The organism is Aequorivita aquimaris (assembly GCF_001573155.1).
Lineage (GTDB): Bacteria > Bacteroidota > Bacteroidia > Flavobacteriales > Flavobacteriaceae > Aequorivita > Aequorivita aquimaris.
The window spans coordinates 21,756-43,465 of record NZ_JRWG01000012.1 but is presented as its reverse complement, the minus strand read 5'-3'; the positions used below and the strand labels follow the sequence as shown (position 1 = coordinate 43,465).

Genomic DNA, 21,710 nt, shown 5'->3' with positions numbered 1-21,710 from the left:
ACTACATTTATAACCAAACAGTCAAAAATTGGAAATCCCTTTCGAACCCATTCTCTTCGGAATAAAAGTGAATATTCATCTCATTATGGAATATCTCGCTTTTATCGTGGGTTTCCGTTACTATGTTTTTCTTCGGAAAAGAAGTACGGATGAAATTTCCTTAAACAATAGACTTTCAATTATCATCGGCGCTACCTTAGGCGCGTTGATTGGCTCGCGTATTATTGGATTTTTGGAATATCCTTTTATAAACTTTTCTGAAAATACTTGGATTGAATTACTGAACGCAAAATCAATTATGGGCGGTCTCTTCGGCGGACTTTTGGGCGTTGAGATTGCAAAAAAGATAATCGGTGAAAAACGTTCGTCGGGCGATTTGTTTACATTTCCAATAATTCTGGGAATTTTTATTGGCCGTATTGGTTGCTTTCTTTCGGGCACAAATGAATTCACTTACGGAATAGAAACTAAATCTATCTTCGGAATGGATTTGGGCGATGGAATGCTTCGACATCCGCTTGCGTTTTACGAACTGGTTTTTTTGGTACTTTTAGTAATAGCGCTGAAACAAATTCAGAAGAAAAAAATATTGAAAAGCGGCGAATTATTCAAATGGTTTATGATATCCTATTTTGGTTTTCGTTTTTTAATAGAATTTTTAAAACCGAATGAATTTTTCGTTTTGGGATTAAGCAGCGTTCAAATACTTTGTATTATTTGTCTACTGTATTATTATAAAACGATATTTTTCACAAGAGATAAAAGAAGAAAGAACAAAGAAAAAAAACAGCAGCAAGCTCGCATAACGCTTAACCCTTAACTCTTAACTAAAAAGATGCCCGTAAGAAAATATACCTATTACGATTTCACCTTAAGCCTTTGCCCAGAATGCTTAAAACGAATCGACGCCAAAATAGTTTTTGAGGAAAACAATGTTTTTATGTTGAAACGTTGCCCTGAACACGGCAACAGCAAGGTCTTAATTGCCGACGATGCCGAATATTACAAAAACATCCGAAACTATAACAAGCCCTCGGAAATGCCCTATACATTCAACACCAAAACGCATTACGGCTGCCCGTATGATTGCGGCCTGTGTCCGGACCACGAGCAGCATTCGTGCCTGACGATTATTGAAGTTACGGACCGTTGCAACCTAACCTGCCCCACTTGTTACGCGGGTTCGTCGCCAACGTATGGACGGCACCGAACTTTGGACGAAATTAAAAAAATGATGGACGCGGTGGTTCGGAATGAAAAAGAGCCCGATGTGGTGCAAATTAGTGGTGGCGAACCCACAATCCATCCGCACTTTTTTGAGATTTTGGATTATGCAAAAACGCTTCCCATAAAACATTTAATGCTCAATACGAACGGAATCCGGATTGCGAAAGAGAAGGATTTTGCAGAAAAATTGAAAACATACGCGCCCGATTTCGAAATATATTTGCAGTTTGATTCTTTTGAAGATTCTGTTTTGCAAACCCTTCGCGGTGCAGATTTAAGCAAAATCCGCCAGCAAGCGCTCGCAAATTTGAATGAAGTGAATCTTTCAACAACTTTGGTAGTTACGCTTCAAAAAGGTTTGAATGATGGCGAAATGGGTAAAATTATCGACTTCGCCTTAAAACAAAAATGCGTTCGTGGGGTAACTTTTCAGCCTACCCAAATTGCAGGTAGATTGGAAGATTTTAATACTGAAACCGATAGAATCACTTTGACGGAAGTCCGAAGAAAAATCCTGGAACAGACCGATGTTTTTAATGCAGAGGATTTACTGCCCGTTCCTTGTAATCCTGATGCTTTGGTGATGGGTTATGCATTAAAATTGGACGACGAAGTTTTTCCGTTGACGCGTTATATCAAGCCACAGGATTTGTTGGACAACAGTAAAAACACGATAGTTTACGAACAGGACGAAATGCTAAAAGGAAAAATGATCGAGCTTTTCAGTACGGGAAATTCGGTAGAATGCGCTGAAGAAAACTTAAAATCGATTCTATGTTGCCTCCCAAATATTGATGCTCCAGAATTAGGGTATGACAATCTTTTCAGAGTAATAATTATGCAATTTATTGATGCATACAATTTTGATGTTCGCAGCATAAAAAAATCCTGCGTCCACATTGTGAATAAGGATAATAAAATCATCCCCTTTGAAACGATGAATCTTTTTTATAGGGACGACAAAAAAGAGTATTTGGAAAAACTTAAAACCGAAGCGTTATGATATTTTTAGAAGTTGGTGATTTAACAGGATTAGTCGTTATTATTTTAGCAATTATGTTTTTACCTGCAATCATATTATTTATTATTGGTGTGGTTTTACTTGCAAATCAAAAGAAAAAAGCAGGAAAAATACTTATGATTCTTGGGGTAGTTTATCTTTTAATAAGTCTTGGGATTTGTGGAAGTATGATGATGTAATATTTAAATCAAAAAAATGATCTTATTTCTTTTATTTGTTTTCGCTCCGTTCGTTACTTTTATTTGGGGTCAAGTTCTTATAAGAGCAGAAGCAACCGATAAAGAAAAGAAAACAGGCAAAATCTTAATTATTATTTCAATCGTTTCCGTAATAATAGGCCTTGGTTTTTGTGGGATGATGCTGTAAAAATTAAAATGTTACCTCAACCTCCTTCAATTCCCCACCCCTTTCGATAGTTACTTTTGCTGTCTGCCCCTTTTCAAATTTTGAAAGGCTCTTCATATAACTCATCATATCGGTTACTTCAAAATCGCCCATTTTTACAACAATGTCGCCTTTTTGAAGTCCTGCTTTTTGGGCTGGTTTGTCTTCACTTACACCATCAATTCGCATCCCTTTTCCGCTGAAAAGATAATCGGGAACCACGCCCAACGTCACTTTAAATTCTGGCACCACTTCGCTTTCATTTTTGGTTTTTTTGAAAGGAAGTTTGGGCTGGTTATCCAAATCTTTTATTATGCTGAAAATGTAATTTGAAACTATTTTCATTCCCTCAAAATTCACCTTTTCAGCGTCATCGCTGGGTTTATGGTAGTCTTCGTGCTGCCCAGTGAAAAAATGCAACACGGGAATATTTGCCAAATAAAACGAAGTGTGGTCGCTCGGACCTACACCGCTTTCGTTTTCGGCAATTTTTAATTCCCTGGCATTCGCATTTACGGCTTGTTTAAAAATAGGCGAAGTTCCCACGCCGTAAACTGCTAAAGTATTTTCAGAATTAAGCCTTCCCACCATATCCATATTCAGCATATAAGTTACTTTTTTAGTATCAATAGTTGGATTTTTAACGAAATAATTTGAACCCAATAACCCCTCTTCTTCCCCAGAAAAAGCAATGAAAAGGTAGTTGTTATTTTTCGGGGAACCTTTCTTTTGAAGCGAATCTGCCAAATGCAGCATCATCGCAACACCACTCGCGTTATCGTCCGCACCGTTGTGTATTGCTTTGCCTTCGCGATACAGCGAACCTTCGCCGCCCATTCCCAAATGGTCGTAATGGGCGCCGATTACTACGGTATTTTCCGCTTTGTTATCTAAAAATGCAATCACGTTTTGACCCGTCTTGGTACTCTCGTTATTTTCTGCAGTAAATTCGGCCTCCTGATGTGGATTTTTACTGGCCTTATAAGTGAATTTTTGAAAAAACCCTTCCAAACGTTTGGGTTGCAACCCTAAATCTTCAAACCGCTTGGCTATGTAGTCTGCAGCCTTCCTTTCGCCATCAGAACCGGTCTTTCTTCCGTTTAAACTATCGTTGGCCAAGATGGCAACGTCTTCTTTCATAGATACGGAATTCACCTGAGTTTCTTTACAGGAAAAAACTACTATTGCTATTAATATTACTAAAATTGCACGCATATCATTACTTTTGCTCAAAAGTACATTAAAAATGAAAATATTCTATACCCTGCTTATCGTTTCAGTATTTGCGAGTTGTAAAAAGGAAGTGAAAAGAGCAGAAAATGAATCGGCCGGTTCAGCTGAAAAAACCTCGACCGTAGTATTGGATCCCACTTCAAATGACACGCTAATTTATCCCGAAGAAAAGCATTTCAAAAGTATCCGTCAAGTTACTTTTGGTGGAGATAATGCCGAAGCCTACTGGAGTTTTGACGACAGCAAGGTCATCTTCCAAAGCAACTATAAAAACTGGGGCGTAAACTGCGACCAAATGTTTTTGATGAGAGCTGACGAAACTTTTAAAGACAAACAACCCCCAATGATAAGCACCGGCAAAGGCCGAACAACGTGCAGCTATTTTCTACCCGATGGAAAACATATTGTTTACGGAAGCACACATTTAAAAGATGAAAATTGCCCGGAAGTTCCACTTAAAAGGGATGGCAAATACGTGTGGCCAGTGTATGACAGCTTCGATATTTTTGTTGCCGATTTGGAAGGAAATATAACTGCCCAACTCACTAACGAACCGGGTTACGATGCCGAAGCAACCGTTTCGCCCAAAGGCGATAAAATTGTTTTCACTTCCATGCGCAGTGGCGATTTGGAATTGTACACTATGGATATCGATGGAAAAAACGTAAAACAGATTACTAACGAATTGGGCTACGACGGCGGCGCCTTCTTTTCACCGGATGGTTCAAAATTGATTTTTCGTGCATCGCGCCCCGAAACTGAGAAAGAAATTAAGGAATATAAAGATTTGCTCGCCCAAGGTTTGGTGCAGCCCACTGAAATGGAGCTGTTTATCTGCAATGCCGATGGCAGCGAGCTTCGCCAATTGACTCATTTGGGCAACGCCAATTGGGCACCGTTCTTTCATCCTTCGGGCGAAAAGATTTTGTTCTCCAGTAATTTTGAAGCGGAACGAGGATTCCCGTTTAATCTGTATTTAATTGATATTGATGGAAAAAACCTGGAACGCGTTACGCACGGAAGGACTTTTGATGCTTTTCCAGTTTTTTCGAATGACGGGAAAAAGTTAGCTTTTTCTTCAAATAGAAATAATGGCGGCGGGCGCGACACCAATCTTTTTATTGCCGAATGGCAGGATTAATTATTCCTGCGAAGGCAGGAATCTTATAAATTAGAAACTTGAATTTCATTAAATTATATAAGATCCCGCTTCTATTTGCGATACTATCAGTCGCGTTTTACATCAGTTTTGGGTATGATTTGGAGCGAAGTGATTTTACAAAACTCATTTCACTCTACGGTGCACTTTTCATCATCACCTATCTTTTTATTGAAAAATTTATCCCGAAGTCTCGGGACTATTTTTGGTTTTTAGCCAGTTTAGGAATTGTTTTTAGATTAATTCTTATTCCTGCAATTCCGAATCTTTCACAGGATTTCTATCGGTTTCTGTGGGATGGGCGGTTATTGATTCAGGGGGTTAGTCCGTACTTGTTCACACCCAGCTCCTCGCCTGCGCTCGGAGTGACAATTGAACAATCCCAACAATTAATTGACGGAATGGGTGCTCTAAATGCAAGTCACTTCAGCAATTACCCACCAATTAACCAATTGTTTTTTGCAGTTGCCGCACTGTTTGCGGGGAAAAGTATTATGGGCTCCGTGATTGTGCTGCGCGTGCTGATTATTTTGGCAGATGTTGGAATTCTTTACTTCGGAAAGAAACTTTTAGAAAAGTTGAACCTTCCAATTAAAAACATCTTTTGGTATTTTCTAAATCCTTTTATCATCATTGAGCTTACTGGAAATCTTCATTTTGAAGGGGTAATGCTTTTCTTTTTTGTTTGGGCACTATATTTATTATTCAAAGGAAAATGGTTTTGGGCAGCCGTTTTGATTGGAATTTCTGTTTCCGTGAAATTGCTTCCGTTATTGTTTTTGCCTTTGTTTTTGAAATATTTCACTAATGAAAAAACCCAAAAGGTTTTAGAAATCTTTGGGGTTTCGATTAAAAAACTCGTGGGATTTTATTCAGTTATCGGATTTACCGTAGTACTTACATTTCTACCCTTTCTTTCTTCAGAATTTATTCAGAATTTCTCCTCGACCATCGGACTTTGGTTCCAGAATTTTGAATTCAATGCGAGTGTGTATTATATAATCCGTTGGATTGGGTTTCAAGTTGTAGGATGGAATATTATAGGAACTACTGGAAAGATCTTGCCTGTTTTAGTATTCCTTTTGGTTTTAGCGATCGCTTTTTTCAGAAAAAATAAAACGCCACAGGAATTGATGACCGGGATGCTTTTTGCAATTTCGTTTTACTTTTTACTTTCCACCACTGTGCATCCGTGGTACGTTGCCACTCCACTTTTACTTTCAGTTTTTACAAAATATAAATTTCCGATAGTTTGGAGTTTTATGGTAATACTAAGCTATTCCGCTTATGGCGAAAATGGTTTTGATGAAAAACTTTGGTTGGTGGCTTTGGAATATTTAGTCGCAATTGTAGTTGCTCTTTGGGAAATTTCGATTTCCAAAAAATTTAACCCTGCAAGGTTTTAAATCTTGCAGGTTTGATGTCTACTTCTTCACCCTTTCCAATCGGTAAAAATCCTTTCTTCTATCCTTCAAATTACGAACAGCTCCGAAAGTGTGCAGTTCCCGAAGCAAATCTATGTCCACATCGGCCACCAATATCATTTCGGTGTTTGGGGTTGCTTCGGCTTTAATTCCATTGTTGGGAAAAGAGAAATCACAAGGCGTGAATACTGCGCTTTGGGCGTATTGTATATCCATATTATGCACCTTGGGCAGGTTGCCCACGCTTCCTGCAATAGCTACGTAACATTCGTTTTCTACAGCTCGTGCCTGGGCGCAAAGTCTTACGCGAGAATAGCCGTTCTGGGTATCTGTAAGAAATGGAACAAATAAGATATCCATTCCCTCATCAGAAAGCAATCTTGAGAGTTCGGGAAATTCTGAATCATAACAAATCAGCACCCCAATTTTTCCACAATCAGTATCGAAAGTTTTTAGGGAATTTCCGTTTACCATTCCCCAAACGCGTTCTTCGTCTGGCGTAACGTGAATCTTTTCGTAACGTTCCACACTTCCGTCGCGACGGCATAGATAACCTACGTTGTAAAGCTTCCCGCGGACCATTTCGGGCATACTCCCAGTTATAATATTGATATTGTACGAAATTGAAAGCTGTGAAAGTCTTTCAGTAATTTCCTTAGTATATTTAGCCAATTCGCGAATGGCATCTGGCTCGCTCATATGATTGTATTTTGCCATAAGCGGAGCGTTGAAGAACTCTGGAAACATAGCAAAATCGCAGCGGTACCCAGCCACAGAATCTATAAAATACTCTGCTTGGTGCATCAACTCCTCCATGCCGGAATAGCTACGCATTTGCCACTGGATTAACCCCAACCTAACAATACTTTTTATCGCAGAAGGCTTTGGTTTTTTCTCGGGTTTGGTATAGTAAATATTGTCCCATTCCATTAAAACCGCAAACTCCCCCGAAGCCTTGTCGCCTTCCAAATAGCCTTTTAATACGCGCACTGGGTGAAAGTCGTTGGAAATTTGAAAGTTTAAAACGGGATCGTCAATCTGTTTGCGCTTTACTTTTTCAATGTATTGTTTTGGCGAAAGTTTATCTGCGTGTAAATGATAATTTGGCATTCTTCCCCCGAAAACGATGCTTTTCAGATTTAGGTTTTCGCAAAGTTCCTTTCTATAATCGTATAATCTTCGTCCTAGACGCAATCCCCGAAAATCTGGACGGATAAAAACATCTATTCCATAGAGCACATCGCCTTCGGGGTCGTGTATTTTAAAATTGGGATCGTCTGTAATGTCTTTGTAGGTATGTTTTTCTCCCAATTCATCAAAGTCAACAATAATAGAGAGGGCACAACCGGCAATCTCGCCATCGGCCATAATAACCACTTGTCCTTCTGGGAAAATGTCTATTAAGTTTCCTATTTCGTTGATCTTCCAATAGCTATTTGGCATACCCCCATAAGATTGAATAGTTGCCTTTTTCAGGGCTTCATAGTCTTTTATGGTTAAAAACTTAAGTTCAATATTTTCAATCTTTTTAGGTTCCATATAATTTTTGGGATGTGTGTTTCTAATTAAAAATCCTTTCGTCAAAAGGAAAGTCGGTGATTTCTATAATTTTAATCTTTTTAATGTCTTTATGATTCGGGTTGAGCAAATAATTGAAATCCCCTTTCACCACGGCCGAAGGCACTTTGAGCACGCAATTATTATTGGCCCGTATGAATTCATCGCCAATATTTTGTGTGTTTAGCTTGGGCGGGTTTGTATTCCAACCGGTGGCCAAACGTCGGGTAGGCAAAGTTTCTATTTCGACGTTTCTAGGAATTTCTATTTCAATCATCATATAGTCGTCGGGGAGGGAAGCTATGCTTAAATGTACAATTACTTCTGCCATTGCAAGCGCCCTACTCTCGGCAGTATACAGCATCTCAACGCCTTTACTATTCCAGCGGTTCCCAAATTTGGCAGCACCCTTTCCACTTAGATCATTGGCATATTTTTTTCTGGATAGCCTAAAAACCCTCATTAGGCAAAAATACCGTGCTCTATACGGTTAAGCTCTGCCATGACCATTTCCTTACCATAGGAATCTTTTAAAAGCTCACCGGGCTTATAACCGTTTAATGCAAACGAAGGCGCATTTAACCAGCTATAGAATTTTTCGGAAGAGCCAAAAACCTCGATTCCAAAATTGGTAACCTCAGCCAGTTCAAAAATCTTTTCAGTATGAATAGATTTAAAATGAAAATCTTTATCATCGCGATACCGCTGCAAGGTCTTAGTGGACAAATCTAGATATTCTGCCCAATCTTCGTCTGTAAAGGGCGTAAACCTTTTTATTTGTTGAAAAATTTTATATGGCAGTCCTGTCCTTATTGCTTGAATGATAAGCATTTTATCGAGAAAAAAATCTGCAAAAGAGATACTTCGCGATATACTGCCGATATGCTTCACATAGGCGGTTAGCGATTCATTTACTTCGTTAATTGCGATATTCTGTTCATCATAACCCATAATAAATACATTTGTCTACAAATTTAAGACATTTGTCTGGGGTTAAAAAACATTTAACGCAATTTTTTACATATCAAGCAGATAAGCAAAAATTAACGGTGCCACAATGGTGGCGTCACTTTCTATAATAAATTTAGGAGTATCCATATCCAATTTGCCCCATGTAATCTTTTCATTGGGAACTGCGCCCGAATAACTTCCAAAACTGGTTGTAGAATCACTGATTTGGCAGAAGTAACTCCAAAACGGAGTGTCGGTTCTTTCCATATCCTGATAAAGCATCGGAACCACACAGATTGGGAAATCTCCCGCAATTCCACCGCCAATCTGGAAGAAACCGATTCCTTTTTTCGAATTCTCAGTGTACCAATCGGCAAGGAAGGTCATATACTCAATGCCGCTTTTCATGGTTGAAGCTTTCAATTCGCCTTTTAAAACGTAGCTGGCAAAGATATTCCCCATGGTGCTATCTTCCCACCCTGGGCAGATTATTGGCAGATTCTTTTCGGCAGCGGCGTACATCCACGAATCCTTTAAATCTATTTCGTAATGTTCTTCCATCACGCCACTCAAAAGAAGTTTATACATATATTCGTGCGGAAGGTAGCGTTCCCCCTTTGCTTCAGCCTCTTTCCACAGTTTTACAATGTGCTTTTGGATTCTTCGGAAAGCTTCTTCTTCGGGGATACAAGTATCCGTTACGCGGTTCATTCCTCTTTCAAGCAAATCCCACTCGTCCTGTGGTGTTAAATCGCGGTAATGCGGTACACGCTCGTAATGGCTATGCGCCACGAGATTCATAATATCTTCCTCAAGGTTTGCGCCAGTACAAGAGATGATATGCACTTTATCCTGACGGATCATTTCGGCAAAAATCTTTCCCAATTCAGCAGTACTCATAGCACCGGCAAGGGAAACGAGCATTTTTGAACCTTGGTTCAACTGTGCTTCATAACCTTTTGCGGCATCCACAAGGGCGGCGGCATTAAAGTGTAGATAATATTTTTCAATAAATTGGGAAATAGATCCTTTGCTAGTACTCATCTTCTTCTGTATTAAATTTTGAAATGCCTTTTTTGGTTTCGTTAAAATTGCTTTCGTATTCGTCTTCTTCGTCCGTGCCTGCAAATTTGTAGGTCAACATTTTGTAGTAAAGCTTTGCAGCTACAAAATCAGAGGCTCTTTCTTCAGGATTTGGACAAAGCTCTACAATGTCAAAACCTACCACATTTCTTTCATCAAAAACCTGCTTTAGAAAATCCAGGGTTTCGTACCAAAATAGTCCGCCTGGCTCCGGAGTTCCCGTTGATGGCAAAATTGAAGGATCCAAGGCATCCAAATCAAAAGTGATGAAAACATTGTCGCCCAAAGCTTCAATAACTTTATCCATCCAGTATTCATCCTTTGCCATATCGTGGGCAAAAAATACTTTTTCTTCATCCATTACGGTAGTCTCTGCAACATCCATACTTCTAATACCTACCTGCACTAAATTTGTGGTCTGGCTTGCTTCATAGACTGCGCACGCGTGGTTGCATTTACTTCCGTGGAATTCCTTGCGCAAATCGGCGTGGGCATCAATATGAAGCACAGTTAAATTGTCAAAACACTCATTGAAAGCTCTAATTGTACCTATGGAAATACTGTGCTCACCACCAAAAATGGTTACAAACTTATTTCTTTTAATGTAATCCTTGGTTACTTTGTGTACTTCGGAAACTACGGCTTCCGGAGAGGAGTTTTCAGTAATTGCATCGGCAAGATAGACCCCTTGTTTATAAACCTCTGTTTGGGTTTCAATATCATACAGTTCCATATTTTCGGAAGCGTCCAAAAATGCTTCGGGACCTTTGTCTGCACCTTTTTGCCAAGTGCTGGTTCCATCATAAGGAACCGGGATTAATACAATTTTTGATGTTTCTAGGGCCGCATATTTTTGCGGGATGCCTGCGTACGTCTTAGTGCTCATAACCTAAAATGTTTAGCAATTGCTCGCTTGTTTGTTGTTCTGAAAAAAGTTCGGTTGTTATTTTATTGTTTTTATCTCTGTCAATCAAAATATGTTTCGGCGAAGGAATCAAGCAGTGCTGCAAACCTCCAAAGCCCCCAATGGTCTCTTGATAAGCCCCTGTATTAAAGAAGCCAATATACAAAGGTTTTTCCTTTCTGAATTTTGGCAAATAAATAGCCGCCATGTTTTGCTCGCTGTTGTAATAATCATCACTGTCACAAGTCAGCCCACCCAATAGCACTCTTTCATATTCATCGTGCCAACGATTAATGGCGAGCATGATGAAACGTTTGCTGATAGCCCAAGTGTCTGGCAAAGTTGTGATGAACGAAGAATTTATCATATTCCACTTCTCGCGGTCGTTCTGTTGTTTCTGGTACAAAATTTCGTAAATGGCACCCCCGCTTTCGCCCACAGTGAAACTTCCAAATTCGGTAAAAATATGCGGCACTGGTACCTCAGCTTCCGCACAGGTTATATTTATTTGGTTCAATATTTCATTGACCATATATTGATAATCGTACTCAAAGGCCAAGGAGTTTTTTATCGGAAAACCCCCGCCAATATTCAAACTATCCAACGATGGACAGATCTTTTTTAGACGAACATATACTTTTAAACATTTTACCAATTCGTTCCAGTAATACGCCGTGTCGCGAATGCCCGTGTTAATGAAGAAATGCAGCATTTTTAGATCAACGCGTTCATTATTTTTTATCTGTTCTTCATAAAAAGGGATGATGTTTTTATAGCCAATCCCCAATCTGGAAGTATAAAATTCAAACTTTGGTTCTTCTTCGGAAGCGATACGGATACCTACATTAAAATGATTTTCAATGCTATCTGACAGTAATTCTATTTCCTCGTAATTATCAATAATCGGGATACAGTTTTCGTGACCATTATTGATTAACCTGGCTATGTTTTCTATATAACGCTCGCGTTTGAAACCGTTGCAAATTACATAGGTTTTGTCGGTTACTTTTCCTGTTTTCTTTAAACGCTCCACGATGTCAATATCAAAGGCCGAAGAGGTTTCAATATGAATATCGTTTTTTAAGGCTTCGTTCAAAACGTGCTTAAAATGCGAACTTTTTGTGCAATAGCAGTAGTTGTAAGTGCCTTTGTAGTTGTTCTTTTCAATAGCCTCGGCAAACCACTTTTTTGCCAAGTTTATATTTTCTGAAATTTTCGGGAGATAGGTAAATTTAAGTGGTGCGCCATATTGCTCTACGAGCCCCATTAAATCTACACCGTGAAATTCAAGCCCGTTATCGCCCAAACGAAATTCTTCCTGCGGAAAATAATACGTTTGGTTAATTAAATCTATGTATTTGGTATTCATTTTATCTTTTTGGTTGAAGGGGTAAATTAAAAATTCTTGTCGCGTATTCCCTGGAAAAAGGAGGGTATAACAAAAAATTAACTTGAAGTTTAACTGCGAATAGGCATAGCTTTTAAAGTGGGACTAATGCCTATAATATGCTGCAAGGCAGCTGCTGGAAGTAAAAATGTGTTGTCCATTTAGAATTTGTGTTTCTGAAATTTTCAAAAACCAACCATTTCAAAAAATACTAGCTGTTAAAATATTTACAATACAAAAGTGCCAAAAAAATTCCAATAATTTATATTAGACAGTAATTTTTCGTTCGCATTAAATCATGCTGAACATGTTGAGTTCCTTTTCGGTAAGTGTTCTCCAGCGGCCCCGTGGCAAATCCTTTTTGGTCAATGGGCCCAGGGTAACACAATCCACGCGGACTACGTCATATCCCAAATGTTCAAAAATGGTGCGAATGATGCTGTTTCCGGTATGTTTTATCTTTAAGCCTATCTCGCTTTTGGGTGAATTATCAACATAACTTATTTCCTCAACAGTAATTTCCTTTCCTTCAATGGTAAAACCTTCCTTTATTTTTTTAAGATGCTCTGCTTTAAGATTTTTGTCAAGTTCTATATGAAATAACCTCGGAATACCTTTTTTGGTAAACTTCTGAACAAACTCATCGTCATTCGTGAACAATAAAAGTCCAGTTGCATTCCTGCCCAAACGGCCGAAAGGTTTTATTTTGGCAGTGGTAGCGTTTGCTACCAAATCCATTACGGTCATTCCCTTTGCATTGCTATCGGTTGTGGCGAAACCTTTTGGTTTGTTCAGCAATATGTAAGTATTGGGCTCTGGATTTAATCGACGACCATCAAAGCGTACGTCATCGGTTAATTGGACCTTGTAGCCCATCTCGTTGACAATTTTTCCGTTGACGGTAACCAAACCTGTGGCAATGTAAGTGTCGGCCTCGCGGCGGGAACATACGCCACTGTTCGCAATATATTTATTTAGGCGGATTCCATCTTCGGGATTGCTCTTTTTTACCTCCCTAACAGGCTTCTCCCTGCGGCCAATTTCCTTTCCAGTTTTATCAAATTTCAACTTAGGTTTCGCGGGGTCTTGCTGCCTTCCGGTATTTTTCTTTGGGCTCTCAGATTTCAATGGAGCATTTCCACGAGCCATACTTTTCTTTCGTGCATTTTTCCCCTGCTTGTTGGAACTTCTTCCTTTATCGTAATTGTCTTGTGCGCTCATCTTTAATTTTTTGCAAAGGTAAGCAAATTTAGTAGGCAGTCGCAGTTTTCAATTTGCTGTAAAATAAGGATAAGTTGCAATTGGCAACTCCTGTTTTCTTAGGAAACAATTTCCTCCAAAATCCTCAAATAATCTCCCCGGTTCTTCAAAAAATCCATTTCTGAAATATCGATGATCTTAATATTTTCGGAATGTTGGTTTTTTATGAATTCCAAATACCCCGTGTTCAGTTTTTGCAGATAGGCAGCCTCAATGCTCTGCTCATATTTGCGGCCGCGCTTCTTTATATTTTCCAGCAAACGCTCCGTATTTTGGTACAAATAGATATACCTATCCGGTTTGGGCACATCTTTGTGCATTACCTGAAAAAGCTTTTTGTAAAGCGCATATTCCTCCTCGGGCAGGGTGATGCTTGCAAAAATCAACGATTTGTTTACGTCATAATCTGCAATTACCGATTCTTTAAAAAGATCGAACTGTGTAATATCGTCAACCAATTGCTGATAGCGATCGGCCAGAAAGGACATTTCCAAAGGGAAGGCGTAACGTGCGGCGTCTTCGTAGAATTTTGGCAGAAATGGATTGTCCTTAAAACGCTCCAGTATCAATTTGGCGTTAAAGTCGTTTGCAATTTTTGTAGCCAAGCTCGTTTTGCCAGCCCCGATATTTCCTTCAATGGCGATGTAATTATATTGTGAAATGTTATAAAACTTCATCGGGCTGCTGAGCCATTTGGATTGCTTTTGAAGCAGGCTTTTATCGGCTGTTTCAGCCAAAAGCTTTATAATTTTTTTATTCGAAATGGGATGGATCAATTCTGGATTTATTTCTGCCAAGGGCTGGAGCACGAACTTTCGGTTTTGCATTTCGGGATGGGGAACTATCAATTTTTCGGTCTGTAAAATTTCCCCATCAATAAAAATAATATCGATGTCAATAGGACGTGAGGTATAGGTTTTTGAAACATTTCGCTTGCGCCCCATTTTTTTTTCAATATCCAAAATAGACTTTAAAACCTTGGACGGTTTCATGTCCGTTTGCAGCCAAACAGCGCAGTTCAAAAAAGGGTCGCCCTCAAAACCCATTGCCGGGGTTTCATAAACCGAGGAAATTTTCACAATGCTTCCCACCTCTTCAAAAAGCGCATTCACCGCATTCTGAAGATGCTCAAAACGGTTGCCCATATTGCTGCCAAGCGAGAGATATACGTTATGCAGGGGTTGCAATGGATTCAAATTTTAACATTTAAGACGAAATTAAGGAAAAGAAAAAGACTACCAAGTAAATTTGTGCGTAGATATAAATTTTACGGAAATGCCGCTTTTTAATAAGCTGTTTCCAAAGGAATTATCACAAAAGAAATTTTCAAATTTTTTATGAAGAAAGCACTCAAAATAATAGGGATTATTCTCGGAATTTTAATTCTATTGCTGATCGCGGCTCCTTTCATTTTTAAGGGAAGCCTTGAAAAAATGCTGAAGCGAACCATCAACGAAAACCTCAACGCCACCGTGGCTTGGGAAGATCTTGACTTGAGCCTTTTCAGCAGTTTTCCCGATGCATCGCTGCAACTAAAAAATTTCAGCGTAATCAACAAAGCACCTTTTGAGGGCGATACGCTGGCGAGCGGCAAGACGCTTTCACTGGATATGGGAATTATGCAGCTTTTCAAAAAAAGCAATGAAGCCATAAAAGTTGACGAAGTGAAAATTGACGAAGCTTTCGTGAATATTAAGATTGACTCCCTGGGAAATGCAAATTACGACATTGCCGTAAAAGATGACGCGCCCGCAGTCACCGAAGGGGAAGAGAGCGCTGGCGGCTTCACTTTTGATTTGAAAAATTATGAAATAACCAATTCGCGCATCAATTATTTGGACGAGGCCACAAATACCTATTTGATGCTCACCGAAGTGCAGCACGAGGGCAGTGGCGACCTTTCACAGGAAATAAGCAATCTGGACACAAAGACTGAAGCATTCGCTTCTTTTAAAATTGACAGCACCGAATATTTGACCAAAAACAGAATTTCCCTCGACGCAATCTTTAAACTCGATTTAAAAAACCAAAAATATACCTTCCTTGAAAACGAGGCCAAAATCAACGAACTGCCACTCACCTTTGACGGTTACGTAAAAGTAAACGAAACCAATAACGAAGTGAACCTTACTTTTAAAACGCCGTCCTCAGATTTTAAAAACTTTTTGGCCGTAATCCCCGAAACCTACGTAAAGCAAATTAACGATGTAAAAACCACGGGAAATTTCACCGTAAATGGTATGCTGAAAGGAATTGTGGACAGCACGCACATACCAACGATGGATATAAAAATAGCGAGTGAAAATGCTTCCTTTAAATATCCTGATTTGCCGAAAACCGTTGACAATATTACTATCGACGCACAGTTGATAAATGAAACAGGTTTGCTAAAAGACACCTACCTCAACATTCCAAAATTGACATTTAGAATTGACAACGAACCTTTCCGAATGAACGGAAGCATCAAGAATATGACCGAAAATCCATTGGTGAATATGGAAATGCAGGGAACGTTGAATTTGGCAAATATTGAAAAAGTGCTGCCCGTTGAAATGGAACAAAAACTCAGCGGGATTTTTAAAGCAGATGTTATCGCAAATTTCGATATGGAATCGGTTGAGAAGGAGCGATACGACCAAATTGACGCCCGCGGAACGGCAAGCCTTACCAATTTTAATTACGACGCAGGTTTTAAAAACGAATTGAAGGTGGTCAATGCCAACCTCACCATGCAGCCCGGCACCATTACGCTAAAAGAACTAAACGCGAAAACGGGTCAAACCGATATTAAGGCTTCGGGCAACATACAGAATCTCATCCCATTTTTGATGAGCAAACAGGATTTGAAAGGACGCTTCGCAGTACAATCAAATACTTTTAACGTGAATGATTTTATGGCTTCGGAAGATTCCGCTTCGGAAAATAATTCTAAAGAAAAAGGAACTGCTTCCCAAAAAACGACTTCTTCGGAGACTGTGAAAATTCCAGATTTTCTGGATGCCACCTTAGATTTTAATGCGAATAAAGTAATCTATGACAATTTGGAACTGAAAAATGCCAAAGGAACTGCGGCGATTGCAAAAGAAACTATAACGATCAGCAATTTCACCTCCGATATTTTCGGCGGAAATATTGCGCTTTCGGGAAATGTTTCAACCAAAACTGAAACTCCTACTTTCGCAATGGCTTTGGATTTGAGCAAAATTGATATTGACCAATCCTTTGAAAAGCTTGAAATGTTTCAATTTTTGGTGCCGATAGCAAAGGCGTTGCACGGAAATCTAAACACAAAATTTGAGTTGACCGGACAGCTTACAAACGATCTTTCGCCAAAACTTTCCACGCTTGCCGGCACTGCCTTAGCCCAAATTATCACTGCCGAAGTGGATTCGCAACAAGCTCCCTTACTTGCGGCTTTGGGTAATAAAGTTTCATTTTTGAATTTGGATCGTTTGAGCCTTCGCGATGTAAGCACGAACTTTACGTTTAATAATGGAAAGATAGAAGTGAAACCTTTTGATTTTGATATAAAAGGAATCAATGTTGCCGTTGCCGGAACGCACGGGCTGGATAAATCTATTGATTACAATGTAACGATGGACGTGCCAGCAAAATATTTGGGCAGTGATGTTACCAAATTGCTTCAAAATTTAAGCCCGCAGGAAGCTGATGCAATGAGCGTGGCATTGCCCATTGGCTTGAAAGGAACATTTACAAATCCGCAGGTTTCTTTAAACGCAGAAACAGCCATCAATGCGTTGACCAAACAGTTGCTGGCAAAACAAAAAGACAAATTGATAAATCAGGGCACGGATATTTTAGGAGGAATTTTAAGCGGGGGAACCAAGCAAGATTCCACTAAAACGAATACCAATACAAACCAACAGCAAACTACCCAACAACAGAATACCCAAATTATAAAAGACGTGCTGGGTGGCATTTTGAGCGGAAAGAAAAAGAAGACCGATACTACGAAAACGGGAAATTAATTTACGGTAATTGAAACCACATAACCTTCATTTCCCCGAATATTGAAAACGGTTTGATCTTCAAACATCAGGTATTGTCCCTTAATTCCTTTCAGAATTCCTTCATAAAATGGATTTTTTTCGAGATTGAGCGATTTTGGCTTTTCGGGATATTTCAAAACTGGAAATTGCAGGTTTGTTTCGGCATTATTTTCCAAATAATATTCGGCAGCTTCGGTGGGAATGAACTGCTTCAGTTTGTTGCGCCATTCCACCAAATCCTCATCTTTTATTTCGTTTTTAAGCATTGTGCGCCAATTGGTTTTATCGCTTACGTGGTCTTTTAGCGCCACCTCCGTTATTCCAGCTAAATATCTATTTGGCACTTCTACAATTTCAATGGCCTCGTGTGCGCCTTGATCAATCCATCGGGTAGGAATCTGGGTTTTGCGAGTAACTCCTACTTTTACACTGCTACTATTGGCTAGATAAACCACATGTGGCTGTATCTGTACTTTTTCTTCATAAGCAAGATCGCGATCCTCCATCCCTAAATGCGCTTTGCTCATTTCTGGATTTATTATCCAATCGGCCGCTTGGGGAATTTCAAAAAAGCAATCATAACAATAACCTTGACGGTAAATTTTCTTCTGAAGGCTACAATTCAGGCATTGATAGCGCAGAAAATTGATTGAAACTTTCTTATCCAGCAACTGGTTCATATGCAAAAAATCATTTTCAAAAACCAGGTAATACTGAATGGGCGATCCATTTTCAGTCTGCATTTTTGTAAGCACTCCTTCGTAATTCATTTACTCAAAAATATTTAGGTGATACTGTTTTCTGAAGAAAAGCCGTTAAAACATCACTTCAAAAAAAGTTAAAAACCTACCTTCCAGCAGGCAGGTCGTAATTATAAAATCGTTATTTTTATAGCATAAAGATAGCAGAAAAACATGCCAATCCCCATTGTAAATTCTATTGCTTCTTGGTTCCTTAAAAAAAGATTTCATCAAATAGACCTTTTTTTGAAATATCCTATTGAGGTTCAGGAAGAATTGCTTTTCAATTTACTCCAAAAAGCAAAATATACTGAAATTGGCCGCGAATACAATTTTTCAACCATAAAGACCTACCGTGAATTTTCCGAAAGGGTACCCGTAACCACTTACGAAGAAAATGAGGCCAGAATTGAACGCGCCCGCCGCGGCGAAAGCAATATTTTTTGGCCCACGCCCATAAAATGGTTTGCCAAATCCAGCGGCACTACCAATGCCAAGAGTAAATTTATTCCCGTTACAAACGATTCCCTCGAAAACTGCCACTATGCCGCAAGTAAGGATTTGCTGTGCATGTACCTGAACAACAATCCAAATGCCCAATTATTTTTGGGAAAGAGTTTACGGCTCGGGGGAAGCAAGCAATTGTATGAAGAAAACGGAACCGTGTTTGGCGACCTTTCCGCAATTTTGATAGACAATATGCCTTTTTGGGCCGAATTTAGCAGTACGCCCAGCAACGAAGTTTCATTAATGGGCGATTGGGAAACCAAAATGCAGGCAATAGTTAACGAAACCATCAAAGAAAATGTTACCAGTCTGGCCGGCGTGCCCTCGTGGATGCTCGTATTGCTGAACCAGGTTATTGAAACTACCGGCAGAAATAATCTTTTTGAAGTTTGGCCAAATTTGGAGGTATATTTTCATGGCGGTGTAAATTTTGACCCGTACATTGATCAATACAATAAATTGCTTCCCAAAAGTAATTTTAGGTATTATGAAATTTACAATGCTTCGGAAGGTTTCTTCGCAATCCAGGACCGAAACGAAAACAAGGAGTTGCTGTTGATGCTTGATTACGGAATTTTTTATGAATTTATCCCTATGGATAAATACGGTACTCCGGACGAAAAGGTAATTCCGCTGAGCGAGGTGGAAGAAGGGAAAAATTATGCCATTGTCATTACTACCAACGCAGGCCTTTGGCGGTATAAGATTGGCGATACCGTCCGCTTCACCTCAACGGACCCATACCGCATAAAAGTTACGGGAAGAACAAAACACCACATCAATGTTTTTGGCGAAGAGTTAATTATTGAAAATGCCGAGACTGCACTGCGAAAGGCTTCGCAACTTACCAACGCCGAAATCGTGGATTATACAGCCGCGCCCATTTTTATGAATGGAAAAGAAAAAGGCGCGCACGAGTGGATAATTGAATTTAAATCGCCGCCCGATGATCTTCAATCGTTTACCAAACTTTTGGATACTGCTTTACAGGAAGTAAATAGCGATTATGAGGCGAAACGTTTCAACAATACTACTTTAAACGCCCCAAAAATCCATCACGCGCGGGAACGTCTTTTTTATGACTGGTTAAAGGAAAAAAACAAACTGGGCGGGCAGCACAAAGTGCCCAGACTTTCCAACACGCGGGATTATTTGGAAGAATTATTAACGCTCAATCGTTCCTTTTAATACTTTTCTAGTTTTACAAAGGGTTGTAAATCGTATATTTCAAACACTTTAACGACTACTTTTTTCAAAAAATGTATTTCAACGACTTTCTATGTAAGTTCAACTAAAACTTTTGTGGGCACTGTGGTTCCATGGTACTTTTGAGGCATCAAAATCATTGATATTTCAAAATGAAACAAGTTTTATACATAGTTTGCTTTTTAGTTTTTACCGTTTTGTTTTCGTCATGTGCATCTACAAATGCAGCTAAAAATGACGGTGGAGTAGCCGGTTATAATTTAAAAAGCAAGAAAGAGCAAATGCACAATAAAATTCTTTACAACAAGAATAAATCTTTGCTCGCTACCCCTTAAGTGTTAATTAGTAAGCATAAAAAACCCCGATTTTCATCGGGGTTTTGCTTTTATAAAAACTTCGATCCTTAAGAAACCGCTTTCAACTTTTTGATCGTTGATTTGCTCATCTTTTCTTCAACGTATTCCTTTGTTACGTGCAGTTTTGTTTCGTCCGTTCCCGGGAGATCGTACATGGCATCGGTCAACACGGCTTCGCAAAGCGACCTGAGTCCACGTGCGCCCAGCTTGTATTCAATGGCCTGATCAACGATAAAGTCCAATGCCTCTTCAGTAATCACAAAATCGATTCTGTCCATTTCAAACAGTTTTTTGTACTGTTTTATAATGGCATTTTTAGGCTCGGTAAGAATTGCGCGCAATGTTTCCTTATCCAAAGGATTCATATAAGTAAGCACGGGAAGACGGCCGATTATTTCGGGAATCAAGCCAAAATCCTTTAAATCCTTCGGAATAATATAGCGAAGCATGTTATCCTTTTCCATTTGATTTTCCTTTAGGGAAGCTGAAAATCCGACAGCCTGCATATTCAATCTTTTTGAAATATGACGCTCAATGCCATCAAAGGCACCACCAGCAATGAAGAGGATATTCTCCGTATTTACCTCAATAAATTTTTGATCCGGATGTTTTCGGCCTCCTTTTGGCGGCACGTTTACCGTAGTTCCTTCCAAAAGTTTCAATAACGCCTGCTGTACACCTTCGCCACTTACATCGCGGGTAATTGACGGGTTGTCGCTCTTACGGGCAATTTTATCAATTTCATCAATAAATACAATTCCGTTCTCGGCTTTTTCGAGATTGTAATCTGCGGCTTGGAGCAAACGGGTTAGAATACTCTCCACGTCCTCACCCACATAACCAGCCTCGGTTAAAACCGTAGCGTCGACGATAGCCAAGGGAACGTTCAACATTCGGGCTATGGTTTTTGCAATCAAGGTTTTTCCGGTTCCGGTCTGCCCCACAATGATGATATTACTTTTCTGTATTTCAATATCGTCATCGCTTTTTGGCTGTAACAATCGTTTGTAGTGATTGTAAACGGCAACCGACATTACTTTCTTGGTATGCTCCTGCCCTATTACGTATTCGTCCAAAAATGCATTGATGAGTTTTGGCTTTTTCAGCATTAAATCTTTGGAAAGATCTGTGTTTCCTGAATGCAACGCCTCCTCAACCACAATTCCGTGGGCCTGTTCAATACAACGGTCGCAAATGTGGGCATCCAGACCCGCAATGAGCAAGTTGGTTTCCGACTTTTTGCGGCCACAAAAGGAACATTCTAAATCTTCTTTCGACATATTATCTTTTTTCAAAAAAAT

Annotated in this window: 19 protein-coding genes; 8 read left to right on the top strand and 11 right to left on the bottom strand. The window is 39.4% G+C overall.

The genetic code is table 11. The features are described from left to right. Positions 1-28 precede the first annotated feature (28 nt). From LS48_RS13635 to LS48_RS13625, 3 genes are read left to right on the top strand one after another with little or no spacing between them, the layout of a single operon-like run. A complete protein-coding gene (locus LS48_RS13635) occupies positions 29-820 on the top strand; it encodes a prolipoprotein diacylglyceryl transferase (RefSeq protein ID WP_078056444.1) in 792 nt (263 codons plus the stop codon). Between the two features lie 15 nt (positions 821-835). Further along, the gene (locus LS48_RS13630; protein ID WP_062623051.1) at positions 836-2,230 is read left to right on the top strand and encodes a radical SAM protein; all 1,395 of its coding nucleotides are present in this window, start codon (positions 836-838) and stop codon (positions 2,228-2,230) included. Beyond that, entirely contained in the window at positions 2,227-2,427 is a 201-nt protein-coding gene (locus tag LS48_RS13625) for a hypothetical protein (protein ID WP_062623050.1), read from the top strand. Before LS48_RS13630 ends, LS48_RS13625 begins: the two co-directional genes overlap by 4 nt. A gap of 190 nt (positions 2,428-2,617) precedes the next feature. Here the strand turns inward: LS48_RS13625 and LS48_RS13620 are convergent, their stop codons facing one another. Continuing rightward, positions 2,618-3,847 (bottom strand): M20/M25/M40 family metallo-hydrolase, encoded by a 1,230-nt coding sequence (locus LS48_RS13620; protein WP_062623049.1) that lies wholly within the window; start codon positions 3,845-3,847, stop codon positions 2,618-2,620. A gap of 31 nt (positions 3,848-3,878) precedes the next feature. Here LS48_RS13620 and LS48_RS13615 point away from each other — a divergent pair, with 31 nt between their 5' ends. Next, the gene (locus LS48_RS13615) at positions 3,879-5,006 is read left to right on the top strand and encodes a TolB family protein (RefSeq protein WP_062623048.1); all 1,128 of its coding nucleotides are present in this window, start codon (positions 3,879-3,881) and stop codon (positions 5,004-5,006) included. 38 nt (positions 5,007-5,044) lie between these two features. Further along, a complete protein-coding gene (locus LS48_RS13610) occupies positions 5,045-6,430 on the top strand; it encodes an MptA/MptB family glycosyltransferase (RefSeq protein WP_062623047.1) in 1,386 nt (461 codons plus the stop codon). A gap of 18 nt (positions 6,431-6,448) precedes the next feature. On the opposite strand, the gene LS48_RS13605 is transcribed toward LS48_RS13610, so the two are convergent. The 8 genes from LS48_RS13605 to folK form a co-directional block, all read right to left on the bottom strand. Continuing rightward, on the bottom strand, positions 6,449-7,987 hold the full coding sequence (locus LS48_RS13605; RefSeq protein ID WP_045079043.1) for a bifunctional GNAT family N-acetyltransferase/carbon-nitrogen hydrolase family protein: 1,539 nt from the start codon (positions 7,985-7,987) through the stop codon (positions 6,449-6,451). A 22-nt stretch (positions 7,988-8,009) separates the two neighbouring features. Further along, entirely contained in the window at positions 8,010-8,468 is a 459-nt protein-coding gene (locus LS48_RS13600) for an RES family NAD+ phosphorylase (protein ID WP_062623046.1), read from the bottom strand. Next, positions 8,468-8,956, bottom strand: a complete 489-nt coding sequence (locus LS48_RS13595; RefSeq protein ID WP_062623045.1) for an Xre family toxin-antitoxin system antitoxin — start codon at positions 8,954-8,956, stop codon at positions 8,468-8,470. The genes LS48_RS13600 and LS48_RS13595 overlap by 1 nt, the downstream gene beginning before the upstream one ends. A gap of 66 nt (positions 8,957-9,022) precedes the next feature. Further along, a complete protein-coding gene (locus LS48_RS13590; protein ID WP_045079040.1) occupies positions 9,023-10,000 on the bottom strand; it encodes a deoxyhypusine synthase family protein in 978 nt (325 codons plus the stop codon). Further along, positions 9,990-10,925: an agmatinase gene (gene speB, locus LS48_RS13585; RefSeq protein WP_062623044.1), complete on the bottom strand. Its 936-nt coding sequence runs from the start codon at positions 10,923-10,925 to the stop codon at positions 9,990-9,992. The genes LS48_RS13590 and speB overlap by 11 nt, the downstream gene beginning before the upstream one ends. Further along, complete coding sequence (locus tag LS48_RS13580) at positions 10,915-12,312, bottom strand: arginine decarboxylase (protein WP_045079038.1); 1,398 nt, start codon at positions 12,310-12,312, stop codon at positions 10,915-10,917. The genes speB and LS48_RS13580 overlap by 11 nt, the downstream gene beginning before the upstream one ends. Before the next feature lie 309 nt (positions 12,313-12,621). After that, positions 12,622-13,551, bottom strand: a complete 930-nt coding sequence (locus LS48_RS13575; protein ID WP_062623043.1) for a pseudouridine synthase — start codon at positions 13,549-13,551, stop codon at positions 12,622-12,624. A gap of 98 nt (positions 13,552-13,649) precedes the next feature. Then, on the bottom strand, positions 13,650-14,777 hold the full coding sequence (folK, locus tag LS48_RS13570; RefSeq protein WP_076692483.1) for a 2-amino-4-hydroxy-6-hydroxymethyldihydropteridine diphosphokinase: 1,128 nt from the start codon (positions 14,775-14,777) through the stop codon (positions 13,650-13,652). Positions 14,778-14,927: 150 nt separating this feature from the next. Between folK and LS48_RS13565 the strand changes: the two genes are divergently transcribed. Next, positions 14,928-17,579: an AsmA family protein gene (locus LS48_RS13565; RefSeq protein WP_062623042.1), complete on the top strand. Its 2,652-nt coding sequence runs from the start codon at positions 14,928-14,930 to the stop codon at positions 17,577-17,579. On the opposite strand, the gene LS48_RS13560 is transcribed toward LS48_RS13565, so the two are convergent. Next, positions 17,576-18,370, bottom strand: coding sequence for a DUF2797 domain-containing protein (locus LS48_RS13560; protein ID WP_062623041.1), 795 nt, complete (start codon positions 18,368-18,370; stop codon positions 17,576-17,578). The two genes, LS48_RS13565 and LS48_RS13560, sit on opposite strands and share 4 nt — an antisense overlap. 144 nt (positions 18,371-18,514) lie before the next feature. Between LS48_RS13560 and LS48_RS13555 the strand changes: the two genes are divergently transcribed. Beyond that, entirely contained in the window at positions 18,515-20,035 is a 1,521-nt protein-coding gene (locus LS48_RS13555) for a GH3 auxin-responsive promoter family protein (protein ID WP_062623040.1), read from the top strand. A gap of 170 nt (positions 20,036-20,205) precedes the next feature. Continuing rightward, a complete protein-coding gene (locus tag LS48_RS13550) occupies positions 20,206-20,388 on the top strand; it encodes a hypothetical protein (RefSeq protein ID WP_062623039.1) in 183 nt (60 codons plus the stop codon). Between the two features lie 68 nt (positions 20,389-20,456). On the opposite strand, the gene clpX is transcribed toward LS48_RS13550, so the two are convergent. After that, entirely contained in the window at positions 20,457-21,689 is a 1,233-nt protein-coding gene (gene clpX, locus LS48_RS13545; RefSeq protein ID WP_062623038.1) for an ATP-dependent Clp protease ATP-binding subunit ClpX, read from the bottom strand. Positions 21,690-21,710 lie beyond the last annotated feature (21 nt).

Coding starts and splice junctions, on each gene's coding strand:
- LS48_RS13630 (WP_062623051.1), top strand. CDS start 836: ATGCCCGTAAGAAAATATACCTATTACGATTTCACCTTAAGCCTTTGC.
- LS48_RS13625 (WP_062623050.1), top strand. CDS start 2,227: ATGATATTTTTAGAAGTTGGTGATTTAACAGGATTAGTCGTTATTATT.
- LS48_RS13620 (WP_062623049.1), bottom strand. CDS start 3,847: ATGCGTGCAATTTTAGTAATATTAATAGCAATAGTAGTTTTTTCCTGT.
- LS48_RS13615 (WP_062623048.1), top strand. CDS start 3,879: ATGAAAATATTCTATACCCTGCTTATCGTTTCAGTATTTGCGAGTTGT.
- LS48_RS13605 (WP_045079043.1), bottom strand. CDS start 7,987: ATGGAACCTAAAAAGATTGAAAATATTGAACTTAAGTTTTTAACCATA.
- LS48_RS13600 (WP_062623046.1), bottom strand. CDS start 8,468: ATGAGGGTTTTTAGGCTATCCAGAAAAAAATATGCCAATGATCTAAGT.
- LS48_RS13595 (WP_062623045.1), bottom strand. CDS start 8,956: ATGGGTTATGATGAACAGAATATCGCAATTAACGAAGTAAATGAATCG.
- LS48_RS13590 (WP_045079040.1), bottom strand. CDS start 10,000: ATGAGTACTAGCAAAGGATCTATTTCCCAATTTATTGAAAAATATTAT.
- speB (WP_062623044.1), bottom strand. CDS start 10,925: ATGAGCACTAAGACGTACGCAGGCATCCCGCAAAAATATGCGGCCCTA.
- LS48_RS13580 (WP_045079038.1), bottom strand. CDS start 12,312: ATGAATACCAAATACATAGATTTAATTAACCAAACGTATTATTTTCCG.
- LS48_RS13575 (WP_062623043.1), bottom strand. CDS start 13,551: ATGAGCGCACAAGACAATTACGATAAAGGAAGAAGTTCCAACAAGCAG.
- LS48_RS13565 (WP_062623042.1), top strand. CDS start 14,928: ATGAAGAAAGCACTCAAAATAATAGGGATTATTCTCGGAATTTTAATT.
- LS48_RS13560 (WP_062623041.1), bottom strand. CDS start 18,370: ATGAATTACGAAGGAGTGCTTACAAAAATGCAGACTGAAAATGGATCG.
- LS48_RS13555 (WP_062623040.1), top strand. CDS start 18,515: ATGCCAATCCCCATTGTAAATTCTATTGCTTCTTGGTTCCTTAAAAAA.
- LS48_RS13550 (WP_062623039.1), top strand. CDS start 20,206: ATGAAACAAGTTTTATACATAGTTTGCTTTTTAGTTTTTACCGTTTTG.
- clpX (WP_062623038.1), bottom strand. CDS start 21,689: ATGTCGAAAGAAGATTTAGAATGTTCCTTTTGTGGCCGCAAAAAGTCG.